Genomic DNA, 23,169 nt, shown 5'->3' on the forward strand with positions numbered 1-23,169 from the left:
GGTGTGCGTCCTTGTCAGTCGTGGGCGGAGTCGAGGTGCCAGACGCGGGCCCGGTCCAGCTTCACCGAGCCGTTCTCGGCGAAGACCTGCACCCCCTGCGCGGCGGGGTCGGGGAAGATCTGGTCGGTGATCACCGCTTCGCCATTGCCGCCGAAGACCTCGACGGACGACCAGTCGACGAGGATCCGCAGCGTGACCTTGCCGTTCTTGGGTTTCAGGGGTGCCGTCTGGACGCCGGGGAAGGTGCTGTTGAAGTCCACGGCGCCGGAGCGGGTGCGGTCGACGTACAGCTCCTGGGTCGTGGTGTCGTAGCCGATGACGGTCTCCTCGCCGCCCGCGCCGGTGCGCACCTTCAGGCCGAAGCGGTCGGCGTCCTTGAGGGAGAAGGTCGCCTCGATGTCGAGCGCCTTGCCCTTGGCTGCGCGGCTGATCAGGGGCTTGGAGGTGCTCTTGACGGTGACGCCGGACGCCGTCGGCGGCCCGCTCTGCCGGAGGGACTCCAGGCTGCGCACCGGCTTGCTGGTCAGCCGGATCCGGCCGTCGACCGTGCGCAGGGCCATCTCCCGGGGAATGCTCTGCGCGCCGCGCCAGGGGGAGGTGGGGATGGACTGGCCGTAGTCCCAGTTGTTCATCCAGCCGATCATGTAGCGCTTGCCGCCGGGCGCGTTCTCCCAGGACACGGCCGCGTAGTAGTCCTTGCCGTAGTCGGCCCAGTCGGCGCGCTGTACGGCGGAGAGGGCGGGCTTGTCGGCGGCGGTGAACTGGTCGGCCATGACGTGGCCCCAGCCGGCGGTGTTCATGTCTACGACCTGGATCTGCGCCCTCTTGCCGGCGTACGGGCGCAGGTCGAAGGACGCCCAGTCCAGGGTCTCGCTGTCGGCGCCGGTCGCGCTGCGGACGACCTTGCCGTCGACGATCAGGTTGACGGACGTCTCCTGGGAGACGGGCTGCGCCTCGGCGTCGGACAGCATGATGTGGTCGACGTTGATGTGGCCCCAGCCGCCGGTGTTGTCGTCGACGATCCTGATCCGCGCCTTCTCGCCGGCGAGGTCCTCGACGTCCCAGGAGGCCCAGTTGAGAGCCTCGGCGTCCTTTCCGGTCGTGCTGCGCACCACCTGGCCGTCGACGAGGAGTTCGACGGCGGTGGGGTTGCCGGAGCCGGTGGGGTGGTTGCCGCCGCCGACGAGGAAGTTGACGTAGTCCTTGTCGAGGGTGAATTCCGGCGAGGTGAGGGTGCCGGTGGTGGAGTCGCCGTTCAGGTAGCTGTTGACCAGGCCGCTGCCCCGGAATCCGGAGACTTCCTGCTGGTCGGGGAGGGTGCCGGTGGCCGGTGCCGAGCCGAAGGCGTCTCCGGTCGTCGTCCAGTCGCCGTAGCTGCCGCCTTCGAAGTCGGCCAGGACCGTGCCCGCGGGCGGGTCGCCCTGCTCCAGGAGTGTCCCGGGCTGGTGCGGGTGCCGTCCGCCGCCGACCTTGAAGTTCAGGTAGCGGCTGTCGACGGTGAACTCGGGCGAGGTGAGGATGCCGGTGCTCGCGTCACCGCCGTGGAAGCTGTTGGCGAGCCCCTTGCCGTCGAAGCCGTCGACGGTCCCCTGTCCGGCCACCGCCCCGGCCGCCGGTCCGTCGCCGAACGCGGTACCGGTCGTCGTCCACGCCCCGAAGTCGGTGTTCTCGAAGTCCTGCACGACCGTGCCGGTGGGCGGGGTGTAGGTGCCCTTGTCCTCGGCGGTGAACTTCTCGCCGTCGAAGTCGCCGACGAAGTACTGGGCGGCCGAACCGCCCGCGATGCCGCCGGGGTTGATGTTGACGACCAGGACCCACTTGATGTTGTTCTCGTCCCCGTCGACCGCGAGGGGGAACAGGTCGGGGCACTCCCACACGCCGCCCGTCGCACCGGCCGGCCCGAACTCGCTGAGCTGGGTCCAGTCCTTGAGGTTCTTCGACGAGTAGAACCGCACCTTGTGCTCGGTGGACAGCGACACCGTCATCAGCCAGCTCTTGGTCGGCTCGTACCACTGGACCTTGGGGTCGCGGAATTCCTTGGAGCCGATGTCGATGACGGGGTTGCCCTGGTACTTGGTCCAGGTGCGGCCGCGGTCGGTGCTGTAGGCGAGTGACTGGGCCTGCTTGCCGCCGTTCTTGTAGGCGCTGGTGTAGATCGCCACCATGGGCGGGTTCTTCCTGGTGCCGAAGCCGGTGGTGTTGTCCCGGTCGACGACCGCGCTGCCGGAGAACACCATCTCCTCGTCGTCGTGCGACAGAGCGAGCGGCAACTCCTCCCAGTGCACGAGGTCCTTGCTCACCGCGTGCCCCCAGGACATGTCGCCCCAAGTGTTGCCGTTGGGGTTGTACTGGTAGAAGAGGTGGTACTCGCCCTTGTGGTACACGAGCCCGTTGGGGTCGTTCATCCAGTTCTTCTCCGGAGTGAAGTGGAACTGGGGCCGGTAGGTCTCGGAGTACGGCGGGGTGTCCGCAGCGACGGCCTGGGGGGCGAGCGTGGCGGCGGACAGGGCGCAGACGGTCGCCACCGCCGCCATCATCCGTATACGGGCCGGCCGGGATGCACGTCCTGAACTCATCGTGTCTCCTGTGCTGCGGCCGTCCGCACAGCGAAGCCTGATGCCCGGGGCGGAACCGGCCAGAGAGTGACGCCTTCTCGGCGCGGTCGTCCACCACACCGAAAAGAGATGTCATCGTTGACTTGTGTCATCGATGACATCGACTGGCCCGATGATGGACGCAGTCCGGCCGACGCGTCAACGGTCCGGCCGTGATGTCCACTGCGCGACTCGCCTGCCCGTCACGCGTGTTCGGCTGTGGCGAGCTGCTCCAACTGGCTCTGCCACGGGGGGTTGGGACCGGCGACCGAGCAGGTCAGGGCCGCGACCCGGGTGGCGAACCGGCAGGCGTCCGCGACATCGTCGAGACGGATCTCCGCCAGCCGGCCACCGAGGAGGCCGCGGACGCCGAGGTGGTGGAGCAGCCCGGCCGTGAAGGAGTCCCCCGCCCCGACCGTGTCGGCGACGCTCGTCGGCACGGCAGGCACCTCCACGCGTTCACCCTCGAGGGAGGCCAGGGCGCCGTCGCCGCCGCGAGTGATCACCACGAGCCGCGCACCGGCCGCGTGCCAGATGTCGCACGCCTCGTCGGGCGGTGTGCCCGGCAGCAGGAGTTGCAGGTCGTCCTCGCTCAGCCGCAGCACGTCGGCCAGGCCGCACCAGTGCGCCAGCCGGGCACGGTAGACGTCGGGGTGCACGAGCAGCGGCCGGACATTGGGGTCGATGCTGATGGTCGCGTGCGGGGCGGCCGCCGCAAGGAAGTCCTCCACCACCGCCGCTCCGGGCCGCTGAACCAGGGCCAGGGATCCGGTGTGCACGCAGGCGGTGCTGGACAGGTCCACCCGCGCCAGTTCCTCCGCCGTCCACTGCCAGTCGGCCGTGTTCTGCGCGTGGAAGGAGAACGCGGCCTGCCCCCGGGCGTCCAGCTCCGCCACGGCCAGGGTGCTGGGTTCCGCAGCCTGCACGGCGCTCGACAGGTCCACCCCGGACGTCTCCAGGTGGGCGCGGAACAGGCGGCCGAAGACATCGCCGGACAGCCGGGCGAGGAAGCGGGCCGGGGTGCCGAGCCGGGCCAGTGACACGGCCGTGTTCGCAGGTCCGCCGCCGGGCAGCACGCGCAGGGTGAGTTCGCCGGAGGCGCTTGCGGGTTCGGTGAACGCGTCCGCGACGCACTCTCCCAGGACGGTGATCTGGCGCGGGTTCATGGGCTGCTCTTCTCTGACGGACGTACGGGCACACCGGGCGCGTCGTGGCGCGACTGCCGGGTGACGACAGGGGGGCGGCCGCGGAGCCCGCCGCCACCACTGCGGGGGGGTCTCGAGGTGTTTGCCGATTTGTGACGAACGCAGGGCATTGACGTTTCCGGGAGACGGAGTCCATCATCCTCGCCATGCGGTGTCAACGATGACATAAGTCAACGATGACACCCCGGGCGGCTAGCTCTGACAACAGCCCCGCGCCGCTCGCCACACCTCAGGAGTCGAACATGCCTCGCACCACTCGTCTGTCCTCCTCCCTCCTCAGAGCGGCCGCCGTCGCGGGTGTCGCGGCCCTCACCCTGACGGCCTGCGGATCCGGCTCCGGTTCGGGCTCCACGGGCTCCTCGGGCTCCGGCTCGGGCAGCGTCAAGGTCGGCCTGATCACCAAGACCGACACCAACCCGTTCTTCGTGAAGATGAAGGAGGGCGCGGAGAAGGCCGCCAAGGAAAACGGCGCCGAACTGTCCACCGCCGCAGGCAAGTTCGACGGGGACAACGCCGGGCAGGTCACCGCCCTCGAGAACATGGTCGCCGCCGGCGTGAAGGGCATCCTGATCACTCCGAGCGACTCGAAGGCGATCGTGCCCGCGATCGAGAAGGCCAAGGCCAAGGGTGTGCTGGTCATCGCGCTGGACACCCCGACCGACCCGGAGAGCGCGGTCGACGCCCTCTTCGCCACCGACAACCTCAAGGCGGGCGAGCTGATCGGCGAGTACGCCAAGGCCGCCATGAAGGGCAAGACCGCGAAGATAGCCGCCCTCGACCTCGCGCCGGGTGTGTCCGTCGGTATCCAGCGGCACAACGGATTCCTCAAGGGCTTCGGCGCCACCGACAAGGACGTCGCCTGCGCCCAGGACACCGGCGGCGACCAGTCCAAGGGCCAGACGGCCATGGAGAACTGCCTCCAGAAGGAACCCGGCATCAACGTCGTCTACACGATCAACGAACCGGCCGCCCTGGGCGCGTACACCGCGCTCAAGGCCAAGGGCCGGGAGAAGGACGTCCTGATCGTCTCCGTCGACGGCGGCTGCACCGGCACCCAGGCGGTCAAGGACGGCAAGATCGCCGCGACGTCCCAGCAGTACCCGCTGAAGATGGCCGCCGAGGGCGTCAAGGCCGTCGTGGCGTACGCCAAGGACGGCAAGAAGGCGTCCGGTTACACCGACACGGGCGTCACGCTGATCACCGACAAGGCGCAGGACGGGGTCACGTCCAAGGACACCGCCTACGGCCTGGAGAACTGCTGGGGCTGAGGCGCCCCCGACGACCGTACGACGCCGCCTCCCCTCAATCGGGGCGGCCGCCCCCTCCTCCCCGACCGGGGGGACGGCCGCCCCCTCGTTCCCTTGTCCTCCGGTGTCCCCGCTTCCTCCGGCTCCTCCCACGAGGACGGACAGGGACGGACAAGGACTCTGTCTTCCGACAAGGACTTCGCATGACCGCCACGTCCACGCCTCCGAGCACGTCCTCGCCGTACGCCGGGCTCAAAGCGCCGACCACGGCCCGCAGACTGCTCACGGCGCCCACCACCGGCCCACTGGTCGCCCTCCTCCTGGCCTGCGCCTTCTTCTCCTTCTCGACCGAGCAGTTCCTCACGGGCGGCAACTTCTCGCTGATCGTGCAGCAGGTCATGGTCGTCGGCACCCTCGCCATCGGCCAGACCCTGATCATCCTCACGGCGGGCATCGACCTGTCGTGCGGCGCCGTGATGGCGTTCGGCAGCATCATGATCGCCAAGATGGCCGCCGAGGGCTCGCTGCCCCCGCTCGCCGCGATCGCGCTGGGCCTTGTCGTCTGCGGCGGCTTCGGCATGCTCAACGGCGCGTTGGTGCAGAAGATCCCGCTGCCGCCGTTCATCGTCACCCTCGGCATGCTCAACGTGGCGTTCGCGCTGACCCACATCTACTCCGAGGAGCAGACGGTCACCAACCTGCCCGGCCCGCTGACGGCCCTCGGGCAGACCTTCCCGCTCGGCCACACCGACATCACCTACGGCTCCCTGGTCACCATCGGCCTGTTCCTCCTCCTCGCCTACGCGCTGAGCAGCACCGGCTGGGGCCGGCACGTCTACGCCCTGGGCAACAGCCAGGAAGCGGCGCGGCTGAACGGCATCCGCACCTCCCGCCTGACCATCGGCGTCTACACCGCGGCCGGCGTGCTCTACGGCATCGCCGCCCTGCTGCTCATCTCCCGCACCGGAGTCGGCGACCCCCAGGCGGGACAGACCGACAACCTCGACAGCATCACGGCCGTGGTCCTCGGCGGCACCAGCCTCTTCGGCGGACGCGGTTCGGTGCTGGGCACCTTCATCGGCGTCCTCATCGTCGGTGTCTTCCGCAACGGCCTGCAACTGATGGGCGTCGCCTCCATCTACCAGACCCTGATCACCGGCGTCCTGGTGATCCTCGCGGTGACCGTCGACCAGATCTCCCGGAAGAAGGCCCGATGACCTCCCCCACCCCTGTCCTTCAGGCCCGCGGTCTGGTCAAGCGCTACGGCCATGTCACCGCCATCGACGGCGCCGACTTCGACCTGATGCCCGGCGAGGTGCTCGCCGTCATCGGGGACAACGGAGCGGGCAAGACCAGCCTGATCAAGGCACTCACCGGTGCGGTGGTCCCGGACGAGGGCGAGATCCGCCTCAACGGCAAGCCGATCCAGTTCTCCGGGCCGCAGAGTGCCCGCGCCCACGGCATCGAGACGGTCTATCAGGACCTGGCCGTGGCCGCGTCCATGGACATCGCCTCGAACATGTTCCTCGGGCGCGAGCTCCGCCGTCCCGGTGTCCTCGGCAGTGTCTTCCGCATGCTGGACAAGAAGCGCATGCGCCAGGAGGCCGCCGAGCACATGGCCGACCTGAAGATCGGCCTGCGCTCGCTGACGCAGTCGGTCGAGACCCTCTCCGGCGGGCAGCGGCAGGCCGTCGCGGTCGCGCGTTCCGTCGCCTGGGCCCGCAGTGTCGTGGTCATGGACGAGCCCACCGCCGCCCTCGGCGTCAAGGAGTCGGGGCAGGTCCTCGACCTCATCCGCCGGGTCCGGGACAGGGGCATGCCGGTCGTCCTGATCAGCCACAACATGCCGCACGTCTTCGAGATCGCCGACCGGATCCACGTCCACCGGCTGGGCCGGCGGGCCGCCGTGATCAAGCCGTCCGACTACTCCATGGCGGAGGTCGTGGCCATCATGACCGGCGCGCTCACCGTCGACGCGGCCGGGGATACTGTCGTAGCGGATTCCGCTGCGGCGAAGGCCGCGGGAGTCCGGGCCAACTGAAGCACTCACAGGTTCCGGCCGAGGCCGCGGCCGGGACCGACGAGCACAGGAGACTGTTTCCTCCATGGCAGCGAACCGCCGCCCGACCATGGCTGACGTCGCCCGAGAAGTGGGCGTCAGCGCCAAGACCGTCTCCCGGGTTCTCAACGAGGACGGATACGCCTCGGAACAGACCAGGGAACAGGTTCTCGCCGCCGTTGCCAAGCTCGGCTTCCAGCCGAACCTCATGGCCCGCAACATCCGGGTGGGAGGGCCCGACACCACGATCGGACTGGTCGTCCCCGACCTGGCCAACCCCTTCTTCGGGGCCGTGGCCAGGAGTATCGAGGACACGGTCCGCGACCGTGGCCTGACCCTGCTCGTGGGCTCCTCCGCGGACGATCCCGACCGCGAGCGCTCGCTGACGGACAAGTTCCTCGCCCGCCGCGTCAGCATCCTCATGGTCGTACCGTCCGTCGGCGCCGACCACTCCCATCTCAAAGCCCACCGCACCGCGGGACTGCCCGTGGTCTTCATCGACCGCCCCGGGGCGGGCCTGGCCACGGACAGTGTCGTCAGCTCCAACCGGGACGGCTCCCACGAGGGCGTCGCCCACCTGATCGCCCATGGACACCGGCGCATCGGCTTCATCGGCGACCTGCCCACCAAGCTCTACACCCGCCGTGAGCGCCTGGCCGGCTACCGCGCGGCCCTGCAGGAGGCCGAGATTCCGTACGACCGCTCCCTGGTCGCCAGCGCACACGACCAGCAGGGGGCCAAGGCCGCGACCGCGAAGCTGCTCGACCTGACCGATCCGCCCACGGCCCTGTACGCCGGCAACAACATCATGGCGCTGGGGATAGTGGCCGAACTCGCCCGCAGCAAGCGCAAGGACGTCGCCTTCGTCGCCTTCGACGACGTCTCGCTCGCCGAAGCCCTCGAACCGGCCCTGACCGTCGTCGCCCAGGACCCCGGGGAAATCGGCAGAACAGCGGCGACGACCGCCCTCGCCCGCTTGGACGGCGACCGATCCCGGGCACGCACCGTCACCGTCCCCACCCGCTTGATCGTCCGGGGCTCGGGCGAGCAGCGGGTGCCCGCCTCGCGGGAGGCATGAGCGGGCCGTCTCCGTAAGGGCGCGGCATCGCCCTGCTCATGCGGCCGGACCGGACACCGACTCGACCCACTCGTCGACGGTGACGACATCCGCCCACTGCGGGAACAGTCGCTCGATGAGCACCCGGTGCACCTCGGGGTCGGTGTCCAGGCAGGCGTCGGAGAGGACGGTGAGTCCGAAGTCCAGGTCGTTCGCCCGGCACAGGGTGGACAGCACCACGGCGCTCGTGGCGATGCCGGTGAGCACGACGCTGTCGATACCGCGTGCCCGCAGCACCACGTCGAGATCGCTGCCCGAGAAGGCGCTCGCCCGTCTCTTGGTTACCACCACGTCGCCCGGCCGGGGCGCGACCTCGGGGTGGATCTCGGTGCCCGGGGCGCCCTCGACGTAGAGGCCGGCCCGTGCGATGGCGGTGAGGGCCCTGTTACGCGTGCCGACTTCCGGGAAGTCGGGGCGTAACGCGATGACCACGTAGATCACGGGGATGTCCGCCGCCCGGGCCCCGTCGATGGCCCTGCGCAGGCGTGGCAGGTATCCGGAGCCGTCGTCAGCGATGTCCACGATGGCCCGCTGGACGTCCATCACGACCAGAGTGCTGCTCAAGTCGCCTCCAGTGAGGGGGAGTTCAGGTGCCGAAAGGTCCGGCTTCCGACGGCCGGATCGTACGGCCCAAGAGGCCCCGGGGGGGGAACGCCGCTCCGTTTCGACCGGTGGCGGGGCCTGGGTCCGGCGGAACTCAGCGAGGAGTGTCGGAAGCTCCGTCGCCGCGTGGCGCCACATGGAAGTCGAACGCGAGCGTCCCGGGATCCAGGGCCGTCGCCCCGCCGTCGACGGTGAGCACGGCGCCATTGACATACGACGCCGCCGGGGACAGCAGCCAGTCGACGGCCTCCGCGATCTCACGCGGCTCACCCGGCCGACCCAGGGGAAGGAGCCTGGTCACCTCTTCGTAGGCCGCCCCAACGCCGTCTCCTCCCAAGTCCGCTTCCGAGGCGAAACGCGCCATGCGCCGGTCGGCCATCTCGCTCCTCACCCAGCTGGGACACACGATGTTGGCACGCACGCCCTGCCGCCCGTAATCGACGGCGACCGAACGGCAGAGCTGGAGCAGGGCCGCCTTGGACGTCGCGTACGGGGCGTTGCTCGTGCCGTTGCGCAGCGCGGACACTGAAGCGACAGCGACCACTGCCCCGCTCGTCTCCACCAAGTGCGGGATCGCCGCGCGAAGGAGCAACAGCGGGCCGGTGACGTTGGTGCGCATCACCTCGTCCCAGTCCTCCATCGACAAGTCGCCCACGGCCCCACCACGCCCGATGCCCGCGTTGAGTACGAGTCCGTCGATGCGTCCGTACGCGGCCAGGGCGGCTCGGACGAGACCGCCGACGGCCTCGGGGTCCCCGATGTCGGACGGATGCGCGAGTGCTCCGGTCTCCTTTTCGAGGCGTCGCAACGGCTCGCTTCGCCGGCCGGAGACGACCACGTGGTGACCTCCTTCGCGCAGGAGCCGGGCGGTGGCCTCCCCGATGCCCGTACCTCCACCGGTCACGATGACAACTCGTCGGCCCACCACTGCTGTTCCGGCTCCTTCTGGGTCACAGGACGCAACCGAGCCTAGAACCCGCTGATGCATCGCTGACGACTTTGAGACACAGCACGGCGCGGTGGCGATGGTGGGGCAGCCATGGCAAGGCTTTCAAGGGCTCCCGAGAGCTGGACACCCCGGCCCGCCAACGGCATCGGCATCGGCATCGGCATCGGCATCGGCACGTCCTACCCGGAACGTGCTCGGCGCCCCGCTCCGGCTCTCGAACCATGCCAGAGCCACTCGGCGGGCAACTGTCCGGGATCCGACAGAGGTTCACGCACCCCGCCGTCGTGAGAGCGACGGCGGGGTGCGCACGGCTCACGGTCCTACCGACGAGCGGCCCGCGAGTGAATGAGCAGGCTTAGCCTCGCGCCTACCGGATGACGGGGCGCGTACCCGCTCCCGGCTGGAGGGCCGTAGGCCTTCGGTCACTTGGCCAGGAAGGCGAGGAGGGCCTGGGTGACTTCTTGGGCGTGGGTCCACAGCAGGCCGTGCGGGGCGCCGTCGATGACGACGTAGTCGGCCTGCGGGAGTGACTGGTGGAAGAGGTTTCCGGTGGCCTCGATGGGCAGGATGCGGTCGGCGGTGCCGTGCAGGATCAGTGCCGGGACGTCGATCTTGGGGAGGTCGGCACGGAAGTCGGTGGACCAGGTCGCCACGCAGGCCAGGGAGGCGTACGAGGAGGCTCCGGCGGCAACGTTCCAGCTGTTGCGGACGGCTTCCTCGCTGATGCGGGTGCCGAGGTTCTCGTCGAGGTTGTAGAAGTTCTCGTAGAACGCGGTGAAGTAGGCGTAGCGGTCGGCGGTGACGGCCTCTTCGATGTCCTTGAAGATGGCGCCGTCGACGCCGCCGGGGTTGTCGTCGGTCTTGAGGAGGAAAGGCTCCAGAGAGGCGAGGAAGGCTGCCTTGGCTATCCGGGCCGAGCCGTAGGTTCCCAGGTAGCGGGCGACTTCGCCGGTACCCATGGAGAAGCCGACCAGGACGACGTCGTTGAGGTCGAGGGTCTCCAGGACCGTGTTCAGGTCGGCGGCGAAGGTGTCGTAGTCGTAACCGGTGGTGGGCTGGCTGGAGCGGCCGAAACCGCGCCGGTCGTACGTGATCACGCGGTAGCCGGCCGACAGCAGGGCGGCGGACTGCTTCTCCCACGAGTGGCCGTCGAGCGGGTAGCCGTGGATCAGTACGACCGGCTGCCCGCTGCCGTGGTCCTCGTAGTACAGCTCGATGCTGGTCGAGTTCTCCTGGCCGACGGTGATGAACGCCATGCTGGGTACTGCCTTTCGGTGGGAAATGCGTCTGGTGGGTGAAGTGCCCGGGTGGGCACGGCTGTGGGGACCTGTGATGCCGCGACAGGGCGGAGCTGCCGGTCAGCGGACCGTGCGGGCCGCCTGCTCCACGATGCGGGCGACGGCCCCGGGGCGGGAGACGGTTACCGCGTGCGACGCGTCGATGACCGTGGTGCGAGCCCCGGCACGGGCCGACATGTAGCGCTGGGCGGCCACGGGGATGTTGAGGTCCTCGGTAGTGACCAACGACCAGGAGGGGATCGTCTTCCAGGCTGCCTTCGTCGACTTCTCCTCCAGTGCGGCGGCGGCGATCGGACGCTGTCCCGCTGCCATGAGCCTGGCCTTGTCCGCCGGCACGTCCGCGGCGAACTGGTCGCGGAACTTTTCCGGCGTGATGTAGACGTCCGCGCCCTGACCACCGTCGGGCAGCGTGTAGTTGACGGACTCGATCGCCTGGCCGAGGGTGCTGCCGGGGAACTTGTTCGTCAGTCCGAGCGAGCTCTCGTCCGTGTCGGGCAGGAACGCGGCGATGTAGACCAGCGCCTTCACCTTGCCTTCCAGGCCCGCGGCGGCCTGGCTGATGACGGTACCTCCGTAGGAGTGACCGACCAGGACCACGGGCCCGTCGATGTGGTCGACGACGCTGCGCAGGTAGGCGGCATCGGTCGCCGGGCCACGCAGCGGGTTGGCGGCGGACACCACGGGATAGCCCGCACGCTGAAGCCGCGTGACGACACCGTCCCAGCTCGCCGCGTCGGCGAACGCCCCGTGCTCCAGCACGATCGTCGGACGGGTCGGATGGTGGGACACCGCACCGGCTGCGCCGGGCAGGGCGACGGCGGCCACAGACAGCCCCACGGCCGCTGTGGCACCGAGGAGGGCGGATCTACGGCTCGGACGGGCCAGGCGGGTGATGCGCATGCGTGAATGTCCTCTTCCTTGGATGTCGGCCCTCACCGGACCGTGCCGGAGCAGCGAATCCCTTTGTGGATGACCGAGCCGATGTGCGTTCCGTCTGAGCCGGCCGGTCAGCACGGATCGGATGGATGGTGGGCGACGGGCGACTGCGGCCCGGAGGGCGGCCGGCGGGCTGCGGCCCGACCTGGCCCCGGAGCATCGGCCGACCCCGCAACGGCCGGGGCGGAACGTCTTTCGTCCTGTCCTACGATGAGAAGACAGGGCCGGTTCACCCCGGGAACGGGATGTTCTTCGCGGGCGTCGAACGTGGCTGCGTGGGGCACGGTGGTCCGCGACTTCCCGAGGTGATCGAGCCTACGGTCGCGGGCGATCCGCGGTCCTCACGCTTCGTGATGGTCCTCAGTCGGTGGAGTCCAGGACGTCGTAGACATGCCTCATGTAGCTGAAGGTGCGCTCCGAGCCGAGTATTCCGTCGCCCAGCCGGTTCATCGTGTACGAGAACGTGACGCGCCGGTCGAGGTCCATCATGACGATCGAACCGCCCCTGCCGACCCAGAAGCAGACCCTTCCGGTGGGCATGTGCGGCATCGTCCTCGCATCGGCGAGCGCGAAGCCGATGCCCCAGCGCACGGGAACACCCAGGAACAGGTCGATTCCGTCGGCCTGTACGTCGAGGACCTTGTCCACCGTGTCCGCGGAGAGAAGCCGGAGGCCGTTCACCTGGCCGCGCCGGGAGATCACGGAGAGGGCATGAGCCATGCCCCGTGCGTTGCCGTGCCCGTTGACTGCTCCGAGTTCGGCACGACGCCACTGCGGGGTGTCGACGTGCTCGTCCCGGGCGGGGCTTCCGAGCAACGTCTTGGTGAAGATCCCCTCGGGATCGAGGCCGGCGGGCATTCCGGGGAGCTGCGACGGCGCCACCAGCTCGGCGATGCGCGGCCAGTCGGCCTGCCGCGCACCGATCTGGACGTCGGCTTGTGACGGCTTGGCGATCTCGGTGTCGACGAACTCGGTCAGGGTACGGCCGCTGACCCGTCGGACAAGCTCTCCCACCAGCTGTCCCTGAGTCTGCACGTGGTAGCCCGAGGCACTGCCCGGTTCCCACCAGGGCGCCTGCGCGGCCAGCCGCGCGCTCGCGGTCGGCCAGTCGTACAGATCGTCGATGGTGAAGGGCTGTTGCCAGCCGGAGAGCCCCGAGGTGTGTGACAGGACATGCCGCACCTCGATGTCCTGCTTGCCCTGAGCAGCGAATTCGGGCCAGTAGTGCGCCACCGGGCGGTGCAGATCCAGTGCCCCCCGGTCGACGAGGACGAGGGCCGCCAGACTGCTGAGGGTCTTGGTGGTCGACCACAGGCTGACCAACGTGTCCTGGCGCCACGGAACGGACCGCGCTTCGTCGGCATGCCCACCCCACAGGTCGACTTCCATGACTCCGTCGACATCGACGGCGATCGACGCCCCCAACTCCTCGCCGGACTCGAGGTGCGCTGCCAGCGCCGCTCGGACCGGTTCGAACCGGGCGGTGCTCGTTCCTTCGACGATGACCATGTTTCTTCCTCACTCCTGACGACGACCGTTCGACCACTCAACGGCGTGCACATCACGCTGGTTCAGGCTTCGTCGCAGGTGCCCTCCGGCAGGTGCAGAGACCCTCTACAGGGAGCCGGCCCGCTCTGCGACACCGCCGACCGGCACGGGCCGCGTACCGGATGGGCACTTCACGGGCCGTCCGGCGCGGGGTACTCACAGATCAGGGGCGGCCGGATCAGCCGGACGCGGGTCGTCCTCGGGAAGGCAGTCCAGTTGCGGCTCCACAAGCCATCGCGGGCGAGTGGCGTCCTGCTAATGTCCTGTCCGGTATGCGGGAGGCGGACGACGGGGTCCTCGCCGCTCCGATCACCCGCTCCGGCCCCCCAACTCGGCGGACAGATCACTGCGACAAGGGTCACGCGGGTGCCCGGGAGGAGCCGACGCCCGGTTTTCGTCAGCCCGGGAACGGGTCGCCCACAGGTTCGCGGGCCATGGTCATGTGTGTGCCCCCGACGGCGGCGCCGTCGAGCGCGATTCTGAGTGGGTACGGTGACAACTGTGAGGCAGGGGCTCGACTTCGGACTGCTGGGTCCGCTGGTGGTACGGCGGGCGGGCACGGTACTCGATCCGGGTCGGCGCAGGCAGCGGCTGCTGCTGATCCGCCTGCTGCTCGCCGACGGCCGGGCGGTCGCTCCGCAGACGCTGTGCGAGGAACTGTGGCCGCAGCAGCCGGGACGCACACCGGCCGGAGCGACGGGCTCCCTGCACGCCCACATCAGCAAGGTGCGCGCGGTCCTGGAACCCCAGCACCTGCGCCGACAGGGCGCCTTCGAGGTGCTGGTCACCGAACCCCTGGGCTACGCCCTGCGGGTGCCGCCCGAGAGTCGTGACACCGTACGCTTCGAGCGGTCCCTTGCCCAGGCACACCGGTTCATGGAGCAGGGCCGGCCCGAACGCGTTGTGGAAGAGGCCGGAAAAGCCCTGGAGATGTGGCGCGGCACCCCGTTCGCCGACGCAGCGCACCATCTGTTCGCCACCCACGAGGCAGCACGTCTGGAAGAACTGCGGCAGACCACCCGCGAGATCCGCACCACTGCCCTGCTCCTGCAAGGACGGATCACCGAAGCCTTGGACGCGGCGCAGGAAATGACCACAGAGAATCCCCTGCGGGAAACCGGCTGGGCCTTGCTGCTGCGCGCCCTGTACCTCGCCGGCAGGCACCCCGAAGCGCTTCAGCGCTACACCGACCTGCGCCGGCACCTCTCCGACGAACTCGGCCTCGAACCGGGCCCGTCCCTTCGTGCCCTGCACCACGGCATCCTTCACCACGACCTGCCACCCCTTCACTCAGCCGACGAACTGAACAGATTCGGCGGGGCATCCGCCCCCGGCGGAGGTGCCGGGCACGGCCGCCATCCGAACGGGTCGGCCATGTCCGGGGTGCCTGACGAGGGCGAGGCGGCCGCGCCAATCGGCCCGGCCGCCGACGAACCGGCCGACGCGGCCGATCGGTCCGATGCGAGGTGCGGCCCGGCCGCGGATGCCGAGGGAACCACGTCGCCGCCCCTGGCCCGTCCGGCACAACTGCCGCGCGGTCTTCCGGTGTTCGCGGGGCGGGCGGCCGAGGGGGCGTGGCTGTCGGCCGTGAGCGGTGCACCGGGCCGGCCCGGACCGACCGCTGCCCCTGTCGTCGTCATCAGCGGTGCTCCCGGTGTCGGCAAGACGACCTTCGCCGTCCACCACGCCCACCGCATCGCCCCCTCTTTCCCCGACGGACAGCTTTTCGTCAACCTGTGCGGATTTCACCCCCACGCACCCGCCGTCGACCCCGGCAACGCCCTGCACGGCTTCCTCACCGCCCTCGGCGTTCCCGCCCCGCGCATCCCCGAAGACACCCCCGGCCGCAGCACACTCTTCCGCAGCCTTCTCGCCGACCGGCAGATGCTCCTTGTCCTGGACAACGCCCGCGACGAGCAACAAGTGCGCCCCCTGCTCCCCGCGGGAGCGGGCTGTCTCACCCTGATCACCAGCCGCAACCAGCTCCCCGGCCTGATCACCACCGACGGCGCCAAACCCCTCACCCTCCCCCTGCCCTCACAAAGCGAGGCCCACGAGGCCCTCGAACGACGCCTGGGAAGCGAACGGCTGGCGGCCGAGCCCACCGCCACGGCCGACATCATCCGCCTGTGCGGACGACTTCCCCTGGCCATGGCCGTGGTCGCCGCCCGCGCCGAACTCGATCCTTCCTTTCCCCTTCACGCCATCGCCGAGGAGCTGCGACACACCGACGGCGGCCTCGAAGCGTTCACCGGGTTCGACACCACCACCGACGTACGCACCGTCTTCTCCTGGTCCTACCAGTCCCTGGACGAGCCCACCGCCCGGCTCTTCCGCCTCCTGGCCCTGCACCCCGGCCCCCACATCACCGCCCCCGCCGCGGCCGGCCTCGCCGGCCTCCCCCTCCCCCGAACCCGCCGCGCACTCGCCGGCCTGGTCAGTTCCTGCCTCGTGGAACAACCCCTGCCCGGCCGCTACAGCCTGCACGACCTCCTGCGCGGCTACGGCACCGAACTGACCCACGCCCACGACACCACCGACGAACGCCACCAGGCCACCCTCCGAGTCCTCGACCACTACATGTTCACCGCCCACGAGGCCAACCAGCTCCTGAAACACGACACAACACCCGAGCTCGACCTCGGCGCACCCAACCCGGGCGTCACCCCGGAGAACCTCACCACCATCAAGCAGGCGACCCGGTGGCTCACCGCCGAACACCGGGTACTGACCGGCCTGCTCCACACCGCCGTCAGCCAGAAGCTGGACCACCACACCACCGGGCTGGCCTGGTCGCTCAAGGACTATCTCTACCGCCAGGAGTTCTGGCCCGAAGCCATCACCGCGCTGACCCCCGCCCTCGAAGTGGCCCGACGCCAGAACGACCGCCTCGAAGAAGGCCGTTGCCTGCGCCACCTCGGTGGCGTCCACGGCTATCTCGGCCACCAGGAACAAGCCCTGCACCACCTGCGACTAGCCACCACGATCTTCGAAGAGCTCGACGTAACCGGTGATCAGGCTCGAGCCCACTACGTCACGGCGTGCGCGCTGTTCCTGTTCGGCCGCGTCCAGGAGGCCGTGGCGTCCTCCGAGCGGGGACTGGAGCTGTCCCGGGAGACAGGTGAGGAGTTGTGGCTGGCCGAGTGCCTCGTCGAACTCGCCTGGTTCCGCTCCAACCTGGGGCAGCTCGAGAAGAGCCTTCAGTACTGCGAGGAGGGCATCGCCTTGTTCCAGCGCCTGGACGCGCCGTGGCAGCTGGCCCAGGCCTGGGACATATTGGGCTACAACCTGCGTCAGCTCGGCCGTTACGAGGAATCGGTGGCCACCTACCAGCGGGCGACACAGGCGTTCGAGGAACTCGGTGACCACAGGAACGCCATCGGCACACTGATGCGGCTGGGCGACACCCGGCTGGCCTCGGGCGACCGGAAAGGCGCGCGAGCGGACTGGGTCCACGCCCTCGAAAGCGCCGACGAGCGAGCCATGTCGCACAGCGCCCAGCAGGTCCGTGACCGGCTCACCGCCCTCGACATGGATGCGGATCCCACGCCGACCGTGCCGGAGAGGGCGGCCGGGGGCCATGAGCTCCCGGCTCCGAGGAGTGGTGATCCTGGGCGCCAGGCGTACTGATCACGAGCGTTGTCGGCTTCATCAGTGAAGTCCCTCCTTCCGAGAAGGTGCCGTGCTCCGAAGCAACACGACCGAGGGGCCGGCCCGGGGTGAAGGGGTGGACGACTGGTCTGTGTGCCACCGTGTCGGACCTGGGCACAGGCTTGGCGAGCGAGGAGTCACCCCCTGGCCCGCAGGCACCGACACATAGGCGTTCGGTCTGCTGAACGTGGCGGGCGGCTCTCCGGTTCACACTGCGGTCGATGCCGTCCTCGGCGCCGTCACGGGCGAGCCGCGCCTGAAGGGTCTCGCGCCGGTGGTCGGCCCGAAGTGGCCGCGAGATCGCCGGCGCCTCCTTGCACCAGAGCGTCGCGACTGATGTCCGACACCGGCGGGCACCCGCTCCGCCCTCCCCTCGGCCCGAACCGCGGCGGCTGCCCTCCCGTGTGCGGCTCGGCCAACAGCGGCGTCCTCAGCGGATGCCGGGGCCTGGCCGGCACGGTCAGCGAGAGACACCAAGGGGCACGACAAGGAGACGGCAAGGTTTGGCCAAGGGCTCCCTACGAGTGTTGAGCCACTCGCCCGCGCATGCGGGAGTGCACGCCACAGAACACTCGAACAGGATGGGCGCCACCCATGAACGGGATCACGAAAGCGGGGACCACCGCCCTCGCTCCGGCTCGGGCGCATGCGCAGAACGCCACTTCGGACGCCGACTGCGATGCCTTCATCCGAGACGTCTACGACCACTACGGACTTCTGCTCGTCCGGTACGCCACGCGACTGCTGGACGGCGACTGGCACAAGGCGGAGGACATCTTTCAGGAGACCGCGGCCCGTGCCTGGAAACACGCCCGGTTCTTGCGCACCCGCGGCGACCACATCCGGCCGTGGCTGTTCACCGTGGCCAGGAACCTCGTCATCGACCACCACCGGGCTCGGCAGATCAGGCCGCTCGAGCTGATGCCGGTCGAGGACCTGGACACCTCATGGGACGGCATGAGATCCACGATCACCTCCCACGCGGTGCTGGAAGCGCTGCGGGAGCTGAAAGAGCAGCATCGGACCATCATCGGCCTCATGTACTACCTGGAATGCAGTGTGGCCCAGGCAGCCGAGCACCTCGGCATCCCGCCCGGCACCGTCAAGAGCCGCGCCTTCTACGCCGTGCGGGCACTGCGCCGGGCCCTGGAGAAACAAGACGTACTCGGCGCACAGCCATAGCGTGCGGAGGTGGCGATCGGTGCCGTGGGGGCGGCCGGAACGTCGGCAGGAGCGCACACCTCCCGAACCGGCCGGGGCGATTCGGCTCGCCGGCCCGTATCCGCCGCACGACGAATGGTGGGCCAAGCACGTTGTCCAGACCGTAGCGGAGGTCACGAAACGCGGAGTCGCTCCCCAACGACCTGACTCGCAGATCAGACGCCCTGTCCGACCGGCTCCAGAATCGCCACCCACTCCACGGGCGAGGTCATCGGAAAGATGTCGCTTTGAACGCGTCGCGCAAAGCCCCAGGTCAGAGCCGGATTATCGGCTCATCACCCAGCCTACGGACATCCGGAGCGTCACATGAGCGTCATGACCGACAGCGCACAGCTCTTGCTCGGGCAAGACGCCGCGACAACTGCCTCACCTGAGATGACGCCATAGAGATTCGGCAGTCGCTCCTTGCCACCGGCTGTACATCGCCCGGCGCACGCTCGGTCTCCAGAACGACTGCCTTAGCTGAACTGGCAGCGTAGCTGAGCGCGAAGGTGTCGCGATGACGCGACACCTTTCGCCCGGAGCCGTACATCAGGCACGCATTACTACCGCAATGGGGAGGCGCGACGCCCGAAATGCCGGGACGGCTCCCCCCAACAGCCCCGCCCCCGAACCGACTGCGAGTCCGACAAGGCAAGCCCGGAGCGGGAACGCTCCGGCGCTCACGCCCTCGGCGACGACAGGCATGAGGGTTACGTACAGTGCCCAGCAGACTCCGGAGGCAACAGCGGCACCCAGGAACCCGATCATCACTGACTCGGCCAGCACCAGCACGGCGACGTCCCTTCGGGTCGCTCCGAGCGAGCGCCGCAGAGCGAACTCTTCCGCTCGTTCGTTAAGAGTGGCGAGTCCGATGTTGAGGATGCCGATGACGCCGACGAGAAGGGTTACGGCTCCCACCATGAGGAACGTCGTGCGCATGGTGTCCAGGGTGACGGCCAGTTCGTCGACTGTGTCCACGCGTTGCGCGTTGCCGTTGACCTGGAGGCCGAATGTGTGGACTGCGGAATTGAGTTGGGAGCCGACGGACGTGGTCGAGTGGGGACCAAGGCGAGCGATGACGTGCACGGTCGCTTCAGTCTCGGTGCCGGCCCGGGATTGCACCTGCTTCAGCGGAATCCAGACTTGCGGTGTGGAGAGTCCGTCGTCGACGACGGCGGCCACCCTGACCAGCACCGGTTGGGTGCCCGGTGTCGGCTGCAGAGTGAGTTCGCCGAGCTCCGCTGCAGCACGGTTCACTGCAGGCGACGGATTCAGAGCATCTCGGGACGTGCTTGAGCAGGACCATTTGGTTGCGGGCCCTGGCTGCCTACGGTGAGCTGCCAGGTCACTGACCTGCACCGCTTCAGGGAGCGCCTGGCGGATCGCCTCGCCGTAGGAGCCGGAGCCGTCGCGGCAGACGTATGCGGCCCCGGGGTGCTCACGTAGCCACGCGGCCAGGGTCTGGGCGGTGCGCTCGGGCAGGACGTCGATCCGCTCGGCGTCGATGATCGCGGTGGCGTAGCGGTGCCGGCGCTTGGGGGCGATGTCATCGATGCCGAGCACGCGCGGGACGCGCAGCGGCGGCGCCGCCCTTCGCATGAGCATGCGCAGTTCGGTCGAGCGGGAGATCGCGCGGGAGAGACGGGCGCCCGCCCGGCCCTCTAACTCCTCGACTGCGGAGCCGAGTTGGTCTGCCAGGCAGTCGGTGCGACGCTGGTAGCACTTCACGACGCCGGGAACCTGATCACGGAACGCGCGGCGCCCTTCGCCACCGGCCGTGGCGAAGGGCACCATGGTTCACCCGGGCTCCCGGGCCGCCGCGATCATGCGGCAGCCGTACGGTCTCCCTTCGGGGTGTTCATGAGCCAGAAACCGCCCCCGGCCGGTGCCCAGTGGACACCATCCAGCGCGGCCACGGCTCTTTCCAGGACCTCGTCGGCGCTTCCGGGCCACGCCTCGAAGCCGCCACCGCCGAGCTCTCCGACGATCATGAAGCCGTCCCGCACCAGATGGGTGAGGACCTCGATCGCGACGGCCCTGAAGTCGCTCCGCGACCGCTCGGCCGCTTCGCGTGCGAGCCCGATCAGCCTGTCCACGGGTACCCAGTCGCCGAGCCCCTCCACGAGGAGCTCACACACGATGACGTCCCTATTCATCCGGATTCCTATTCATCGGGAAGGTGTACCTTCATGCCCTTCCCCCCGACGGGGAAGATGTCGATCGTCTCCCCGCCGGACCTCGACGAGGTACGCCACTGGATGACCGTGCCGTCCGCCAGCTTGTATACCTCGGGGATCTTGGGCCCGCGTGCGGGCAGGCGCTCCGCGCCGGCGGTCCACTTCTCGAACGCCTTGCGCATGTCGGAGACGCTGGACATCTCACGGACGTGTGACTGCTTGCCCTTCGGGAGGGCGTCGAACTCCGACTTCCACACGCCGCACCCGTTGGCGTTGTGGACGAGCAGCGGGGTGGTGCCCGCCACCACGTAGTACGTGTGCAGGTCCGCGACGGTGAGGTTGTGGACCGTCCGGTCCTGCGCCGTCCACGCGGACACCGCGCTGACCGGTACTTGCGTCCCCGCGCTCGTGCGCAGCCACATGCCCGGCCGCAGGTCGCCCGCGGTGCCCCACACCCCGAGGTCCTCGATCCAGAAGGGGTGCCCCTCGGTCGCGGTGACCGAGGAGGTGCCGTCGTCCGTGCGCACCTCGGCCGTGACGAGTTCCTTGTCGCCGTGACCGGTGATGAGGGCCGTGACGGGCTCGGACTGTGTGCGCCCGCTCTCCGGGTCGGTGGCGAGCACCTCATCGCCCACGCGCACCCGCTCGATGGGCAGGTGCGTGCCGTCCGCCATCAGTACGGGAGTGCCGGCCGGGAAGCTGTTGCAGAGGACGGCTCCCTCGCCACGGCCCGGTTGGCCGCCGTCAGCTCGCGGACGGTGTTGCCGAAGCGGTCGTACTCGGTCGTCGTCATGTGTCCGCCGGGCGTCGCGGCGTTCACCTGGACCGACCCGCCGGCGAGCGTCACGGGAACCGTCGATGCGCGCACCCGGGCCGTCCGATCCGGGCAGTGGTCGAGCTGGCTGCGGCTGGACGGCGACAGCGGCCCGGGCGAATCGGCCTGCGCCGCACCTACGCTCAGCTCACGGCGCTGGAGAAGGACCCTCGCCGCCCATCCCCAGGACCGCGTGCAGGGATTCCGGGTGTCGGCCTCCGAGGAGGTGGAGTCATGCCCTCCAGCCCACAACCCGCCGCACCCACGCAGAACGACGTCTCGGGCGCAGTTGCCGAGGACCTCGCGCTGTACCGGGAGAAGTTCCGGCTCCGGCTGCCGGAGTCGCTGGACGAGTTGCACGGCCCGGCCCAGGGGGCCGTGGAGCTGCCATTGCCCAGGATCTGCTCCTTGAGCTGTGGCCGGTGCTGCGCACACTCGTCGGCCGTACCGTGCGCACCGTCTGGGAAGACGCCTCCCCCCAGCTCGCCTCCCGCACCCGGGCCGCCGCGTGACGGACATACCGGAGCTGCACATGCGGCTCCTGGCGCGAATCTGCACCGTGAGGGCTGGTCCTGTTCCACAGCGGTCTCGAACTGAGGGCGACATGCAGGGCCACGATGAGCCTCCAGGAGAACCACCGACATGTTCGCATGCGTCTTGATCTACGGTGCCAACAGTCACCTAGGACGGGGAGAGGCCGTGCAGCAGACCAGGACAGCGCTCGCCGAGCGAATCGCCGAGCAGAGAAGGGGAATCGGTGACCCTCGGGCGCTGGTCGGTGAGATGCGGCGCTCGGTTCTGCTGGTGCCGACGGCCGGTGGGGGCCTCTGGTCGGCGTGGTCGGGCGGGGTGCGGTGGATCTGCGGGTTCACCGACGAGGCCGCACTGGCCCGGTTCGCCCTGCATCACGGGTCCGGTGATCAACCCATGGACTACGCGGCGTTGTTGGGCGCGCGCATCGTCGACGAGGTCGTGCCGTCTTTGGACGAGCCCGCCGGCCTGGCCGTCGACATCGCCACCGAGGACGGGTCGATGTTCTTCCCCCCGGTCGTGGGCGTCGTCGCGGACGGCGTCGCCGTCGACTCCGGCGAGGCACAGGAGGGGCGCGGCCATGGGCGTTGACGGGGCCGATCTGCAGTTCGACAAGGCGTCTGTCGCGAAGTTCACGCAGGGCGTGGGCGCGACCATCGACGGGCTCGGTGATCTGGGCGGCGCCACCGGTTCGGTGCTGGGCAAGGGCTTTTCGGAGCTGGCGATGACCGGAATGGAGGCCGGGCACCACGGCCTCTCGGTCGACTTCGAGGACTTCTGCGAGCGCTGGGAGTGGGGTGTGAGGGCCCTGGTGGGCGACGCCAGCGCTCTCGCGAACCGCCTCGGCTTGGCGGCGGGCACCCAGTGGGAGCACGACCAGTACGTCGAGGGCACGCTGAAGGTGGGCGTCAATTCCGTGATGGGCGGCAACCCGCATGCCACCGAGGAGGAGATCGCCCGGCAGGACTGGGGCGAGGTGTTCACGCCGGACGCCCTGAACCCTGACTGGAGCGCGGAGTCGTTCGACGAGGCGGGTGAGGACATCGAGCAGACGTGGAAGGACACCGGCCGCTCGGTTCTCACCGAGGGCGATGGCGGCCGGCGGTCGCAGGCGATCATCGACGCGTCGGGGCTCTCCGAGGACCAGTGGAACCAGGCGCTGGACAACACCTTCGGCCCGTCGCCGGAGGAACGCGCCCGGCAGGCGCAGCAGCAGGGTGAGTCCGGGGGGAACTGA

General features: G+C 69.3%; 18 protein-coding genes and 1 pseudogene. 8 read left to right on the plus strand and 11 right to left on the minus strand.

The features are described 5' to 3' along the window. Positions 1 to 14: 14 nt before the first annotated feature. Entirely contained in the window at positions 15 to 2,576 is a 2,562-nt protein-coding gene (locus G3I77_RS21650) for a GH32 C-terminal domain-containing protein (RefSeq protein ID WP_282573651.1), read from the minus strand. A gap of 221 nt (positions 2,577 to 2,797) precedes the next feature. Further along, a complete protein-coding gene (locus tag G3I77_RS21655) occupies positions 2,798 to 3,760 on the minus strand; it encodes a carbohydrate kinase (protein ID WP_248506219.1) in 963 nt (320 codons plus the stop codon). 281 nt (positions 3,761 to 4,041) lie between these two features. On the opposite strand from G3I77_RS21655, the gene G3I77_RS21660 reads away from it, so the two are divergent. The 4 genes from G3I77_RS21660 (at position 4,042) to G3I77_RS21675 (ending at position 8,183) form a co-directional block, all read left to right on the plus strand. Beyond that, positions 4,042 to 5,067, plus strand: a complete 1,026-nt coding sequence (locus G3I77_RS21660; protein WP_248506221.1) for a sugar ABC transporter substrate-binding protein — start codon at positions 4,042 to 4,044, stop codon at positions 5,065 to 5,067. Positions 5,068 to 5,249: 182 nt separating this feature from the next. Then, positions 5,250 to 6,263 carry an ABC transporter permease gene (locus tag G3I77_RS21665; RefSeq protein WP_248506223.1) on the plus strand — a complete coding sequence of 338 codons (1,014 nt, stop codon included), beginning with the start codon at positions 5,250 to 5,252 and terminating at the stop codon, positions 6,261 to 6,263. Then, positions 6,260 to 7,087, plus strand: coding sequence for an ATP-binding cassette domain-containing protein (locus G3I77_RS21670; protein ID WP_248506225.1), 828 nt, complete (start codon positions 6,260 to 6,262; stop codon positions 7,085 to 7,087). Before G3I77_RS21665 ends, G3I77_RS21670 begins: the two co-directional genes overlap by 4 nt. A 64-nt stretch (positions 7,088 to 7,151) precedes the next feature. Beyond that, positions 7,152 to 8,183 (plus strand): LacI family DNA-binding transcriptional regulator, encoded by a 1,032-nt coding sequence (locus G3I77_RS21675; protein ID WP_248506228.1) that lies wholly within the window; start codon positions 7,152 to 7,154, stop codon positions 8,181 to 8,183. A gap of 36 nt (positions 8,184 to 8,219) precedes the next feature. Here G3I77_RS21675 and G3I77_RS21680 read toward each other — a convergent pair whose 3' ends face one another. The 5 genes from G3I77_RS21680 to G3I77_RS21700 form a co-directional block, all read right to left on the minus strand. Beyond that, on the minus strand, positions 8,220 to 8,786 hold the full coding sequence (locus G3I77_RS21680; protein ID WP_248506230.1) for a cysteine hydrolase family protein: 567 nt from the start codon (positions 8,784 to 8,786) through the stop codon (positions 8,220 to 8,222). A 133-nt stretch (positions 8,787 to 8,919) separates the two neighbouring features. Further along, a complete protein-coding gene (locus tag G3I77_RS21685; protein ID WP_374386110.1) occupies positions 8,920 to 9,729 on the minus strand; it encodes an SDR family NAD(P)-dependent oxidoreductase in 810 nt (269 codons plus the stop codon). A gap of 467 nt (positions 9,730 to 10,196) precedes the next feature. Further along, positions 10,197 to 11,030, minus strand: a complete 834-nt coding sequence (locus G3I77_RS21690; RefSeq protein WP_248506234.1) for an alpha/beta fold hydrolase — start codon at positions 11,028 to 11,030, stop codon at positions 10,197 to 10,199. A 102-nt stretch (positions 11,031 to 11,132) separates the two neighbouring features. Next, on the minus strand, positions 11,133 to 11,972 hold the full coding sequence (locus G3I77_RS21695) for an alpha/beta fold hydrolase (RefSeq protein ID WP_248506236.1): 840 nt from the start codon (positions 11,970 to 11,972) through the stop codon (positions 11,133 to 11,135). 396 nt (positions 11,973 to 12,368) lie between these two features. Next, the gene (locus G3I77_RS21700) at positions 12,369 to 13,517 is read right to left on the minus strand and encodes a serine hydrolase (protein ID WP_248506238.1); all 1,149 of its coding nucleotides are present in this window, start codon (positions 13,515 to 13,517) and stop codon (positions 12,369 to 12,371) included. Positions 13,518 to 14,057: 540 nt separating this feature from the next. On the opposite strand from G3I77_RS21700, the gene G3I77_RS21705 reads away from it, so the two are divergent. After that, complete coding sequence (locus G3I77_RS21705) at positions 14,058 to 17,186, plus strand: BTAD domain-containing putative transcriptional regulator (protein ID WP_248506241.1); 3,129 nt, start codon at positions 14,058 to 14,060, stop codon at positions 17,184 to 17,186. Between the two features lie 615 nt (positions 17,187 to 17,801). After that, entirely contained in the window at positions 17,802 to 18,389 is a 588-nt protein-coding gene (locus tag G3I77_RS21710) for a sigma-70 family RNA polymerase sigma factor (protein ID WP_248506243.1), read from the plus strand. Positions 18,390 to 18,959: 570 nt separating this feature from the next. Here G3I77_RS21710 and G3I77_RS40900 read toward each other — a convergent pair. The 4 genes and pseudogenes from G3I77_RS40900 to G3I77_RS21735 all read right to left on the minus strand — a co-directional run. Beyond that, positions 18,960 to 20,171 (minus strand): annotated as a pseudogene (locus tag G3I77_RS40900) (FtsX-like permease family protein); the annotation flags it as partial. A gap of 62 nt (positions 20,172 to 20,233) precedes the next feature. Continuing rightward, the gene (locus G3I77_RS21725) at positions 20,234 to 20,548 is read right to left on the minus strand and encodes a hypothetical protein (protein ID WP_221754559.1); all 315 of its coding nucleotides are present in this window, start codon (positions 20,546 to 20,548) and stop codon (positions 20,234 to 20,236) included. A 26-nt stretch (positions 20,549 to 20,574) separates the two neighbouring features. Then, entirely contained in the window at positions 20,575 to 21,261 is a 687-nt protein-coding gene (locus tag G3I77_RS21730) for a polymorphic toxin-type HINT domain-containing protein (protein WP_248506245.1), read from the minus strand. Continuing rightward, on the minus strand, positions 21,261 to 21,455 hold the full coding sequence (locus tag G3I77_RS21735; RefSeq protein ID WP_248506247.1) for a hypothetical protein: 195 nt from the start codon (positions 21,453 to 21,455) through the stop codon (positions 21,261 to 21,263). Before G3I77_RS21735 ends, G3I77_RS21730 begins: the two co-directional genes overlap by 1 nt. Positions 21,456 to 22,100: 645 nt before the next feature. Here G3I77_RS21735 and G3I77_RS21745 point away from each other — a divergent pair. Together G3I77_RS21745 and G3I77_RS21750 are read left to right on the plus strand one after the other, a co-directional pair. Next, entirely contained in the window at positions 22,101 to 22,523 is a 423-nt protein-coding gene (locus tag G3I77_RS21745; RefSeq protein WP_248506249.1) for a hypothetical protein, read from the plus strand. Continuing rightward, positions 22,513 to 23,169: a hypothetical protein gene (locus G3I77_RS21750; RefSeq protein ID WP_248506251.1), complete on the plus strand. Its 657-nt coding sequence runs from the start codon at positions 22,513 to 22,515 to the stop codon at positions 23,167 to 23,169. The genes G3I77_RS21745 and G3I77_RS21750 overlap by 11 nt, the downstream gene beginning before the upstream one ends.

Source organism: Streptomyces sp. D2-8 (assembly GCF_023184515.1).
Classification (GTDB): domain Bacteria; phylum Actinomycetota; class Actinomycetes; order Streptomycetales; family Streptomycetaceae; genus Streptomyces.

What these genes read in the sequence shown, in the direction of transcription:
- G3I77_RS21650 (WP_282573651.1), bottom strand. Translation starts at nt 2,576, where the DNA reads ATGAGTTCAGGACGTGCATCCCGGCCGGCCCGTATACGGATGATGGCG.
- G3I77_RS21655 (WP_248506219.1), bottom strand. Translation starts at nt 3,760, where the DNA reads ATGAACCCGCGCCAGATCACCGTCCTGGGAGAGTGCGTCGCGGACGCG.
- G3I77_RS21660 (WP_248506221.1), top strand. Translation starts at nt 4,042, where the DNA reads ATGCCTCGCACCACTCGTCTGTCCTCCTCCCTCCTCAGAGCGGCCGCC.
- G3I77_RS21665 (WP_248506223.1), top strand. Translation starts at nt 5,250, where the DNA reads ATGACCGCCACGTCCACGCCTCCGAGCACGTCCTCGCCGTACGCCGGG.
- G3I77_RS21670 (WP_248506225.1), top strand. Translation starts at nt 6,260, where the DNA reads ATGACCTCCCCCACCCCTGTCCTTCAGGCCCGCGGTCTGGTCAAGCGC.
- G3I77_RS21675 (WP_248506228.1), top strand. Translation starts at nt 7,152, where the DNA reads ATGGCAGCGAACCGCCGCCCGACCATGGCTGACGTCGCCCGAGAAGTG.
- G3I77_RS21690 (WP_248506234.1), bottom strand. Translation starts at nt 11,030, where the DNA reads ATGGCGTTCATCACCGTCGGCCAGGAGAACTCGACCAGCATCGAGCTG.
- G3I77_RS21695 (WP_248506236.1), bottom strand. Translation starts at nt 11,972, where the DNA reads ATGCGCATCACCCGCCTGGCCCGTCCGAGCCGTAGATCCGCCCTCCTC.
- G3I77_RS21700 (WP_248506238.1), bottom strand. Translation starts at nt 13,517, where the DNA reads ATGGTCATCGTCGAAGGAACGAGCACCGCCCGGTTCGAACCGGTCCGA.
- G3I77_RS21710 (WP_248506243.1), top strand. Translation starts at nt 17,802, where the DNA reads ATGAACGGGATCACGAAAGCGGGGACCACCGCCCTCGCTCCGGCTCGG.
- G3I77_RS21730 (WP_248506245.1), bottom strand. Translation starts at nt 21,261, where the DNA reads ATGGCGGACGGCACGCACCTGCCCATCGAGCGGGTGCGCGTGGGCGAT.
- G3I77_RS21750 (WP_248506251.1), top strand. Translation starts at nt 22,513, where the DNA reads ATGGGCGTTGACGGGGCCGATCTGCAGTTCGACAAGGCGTCTGTCGCG.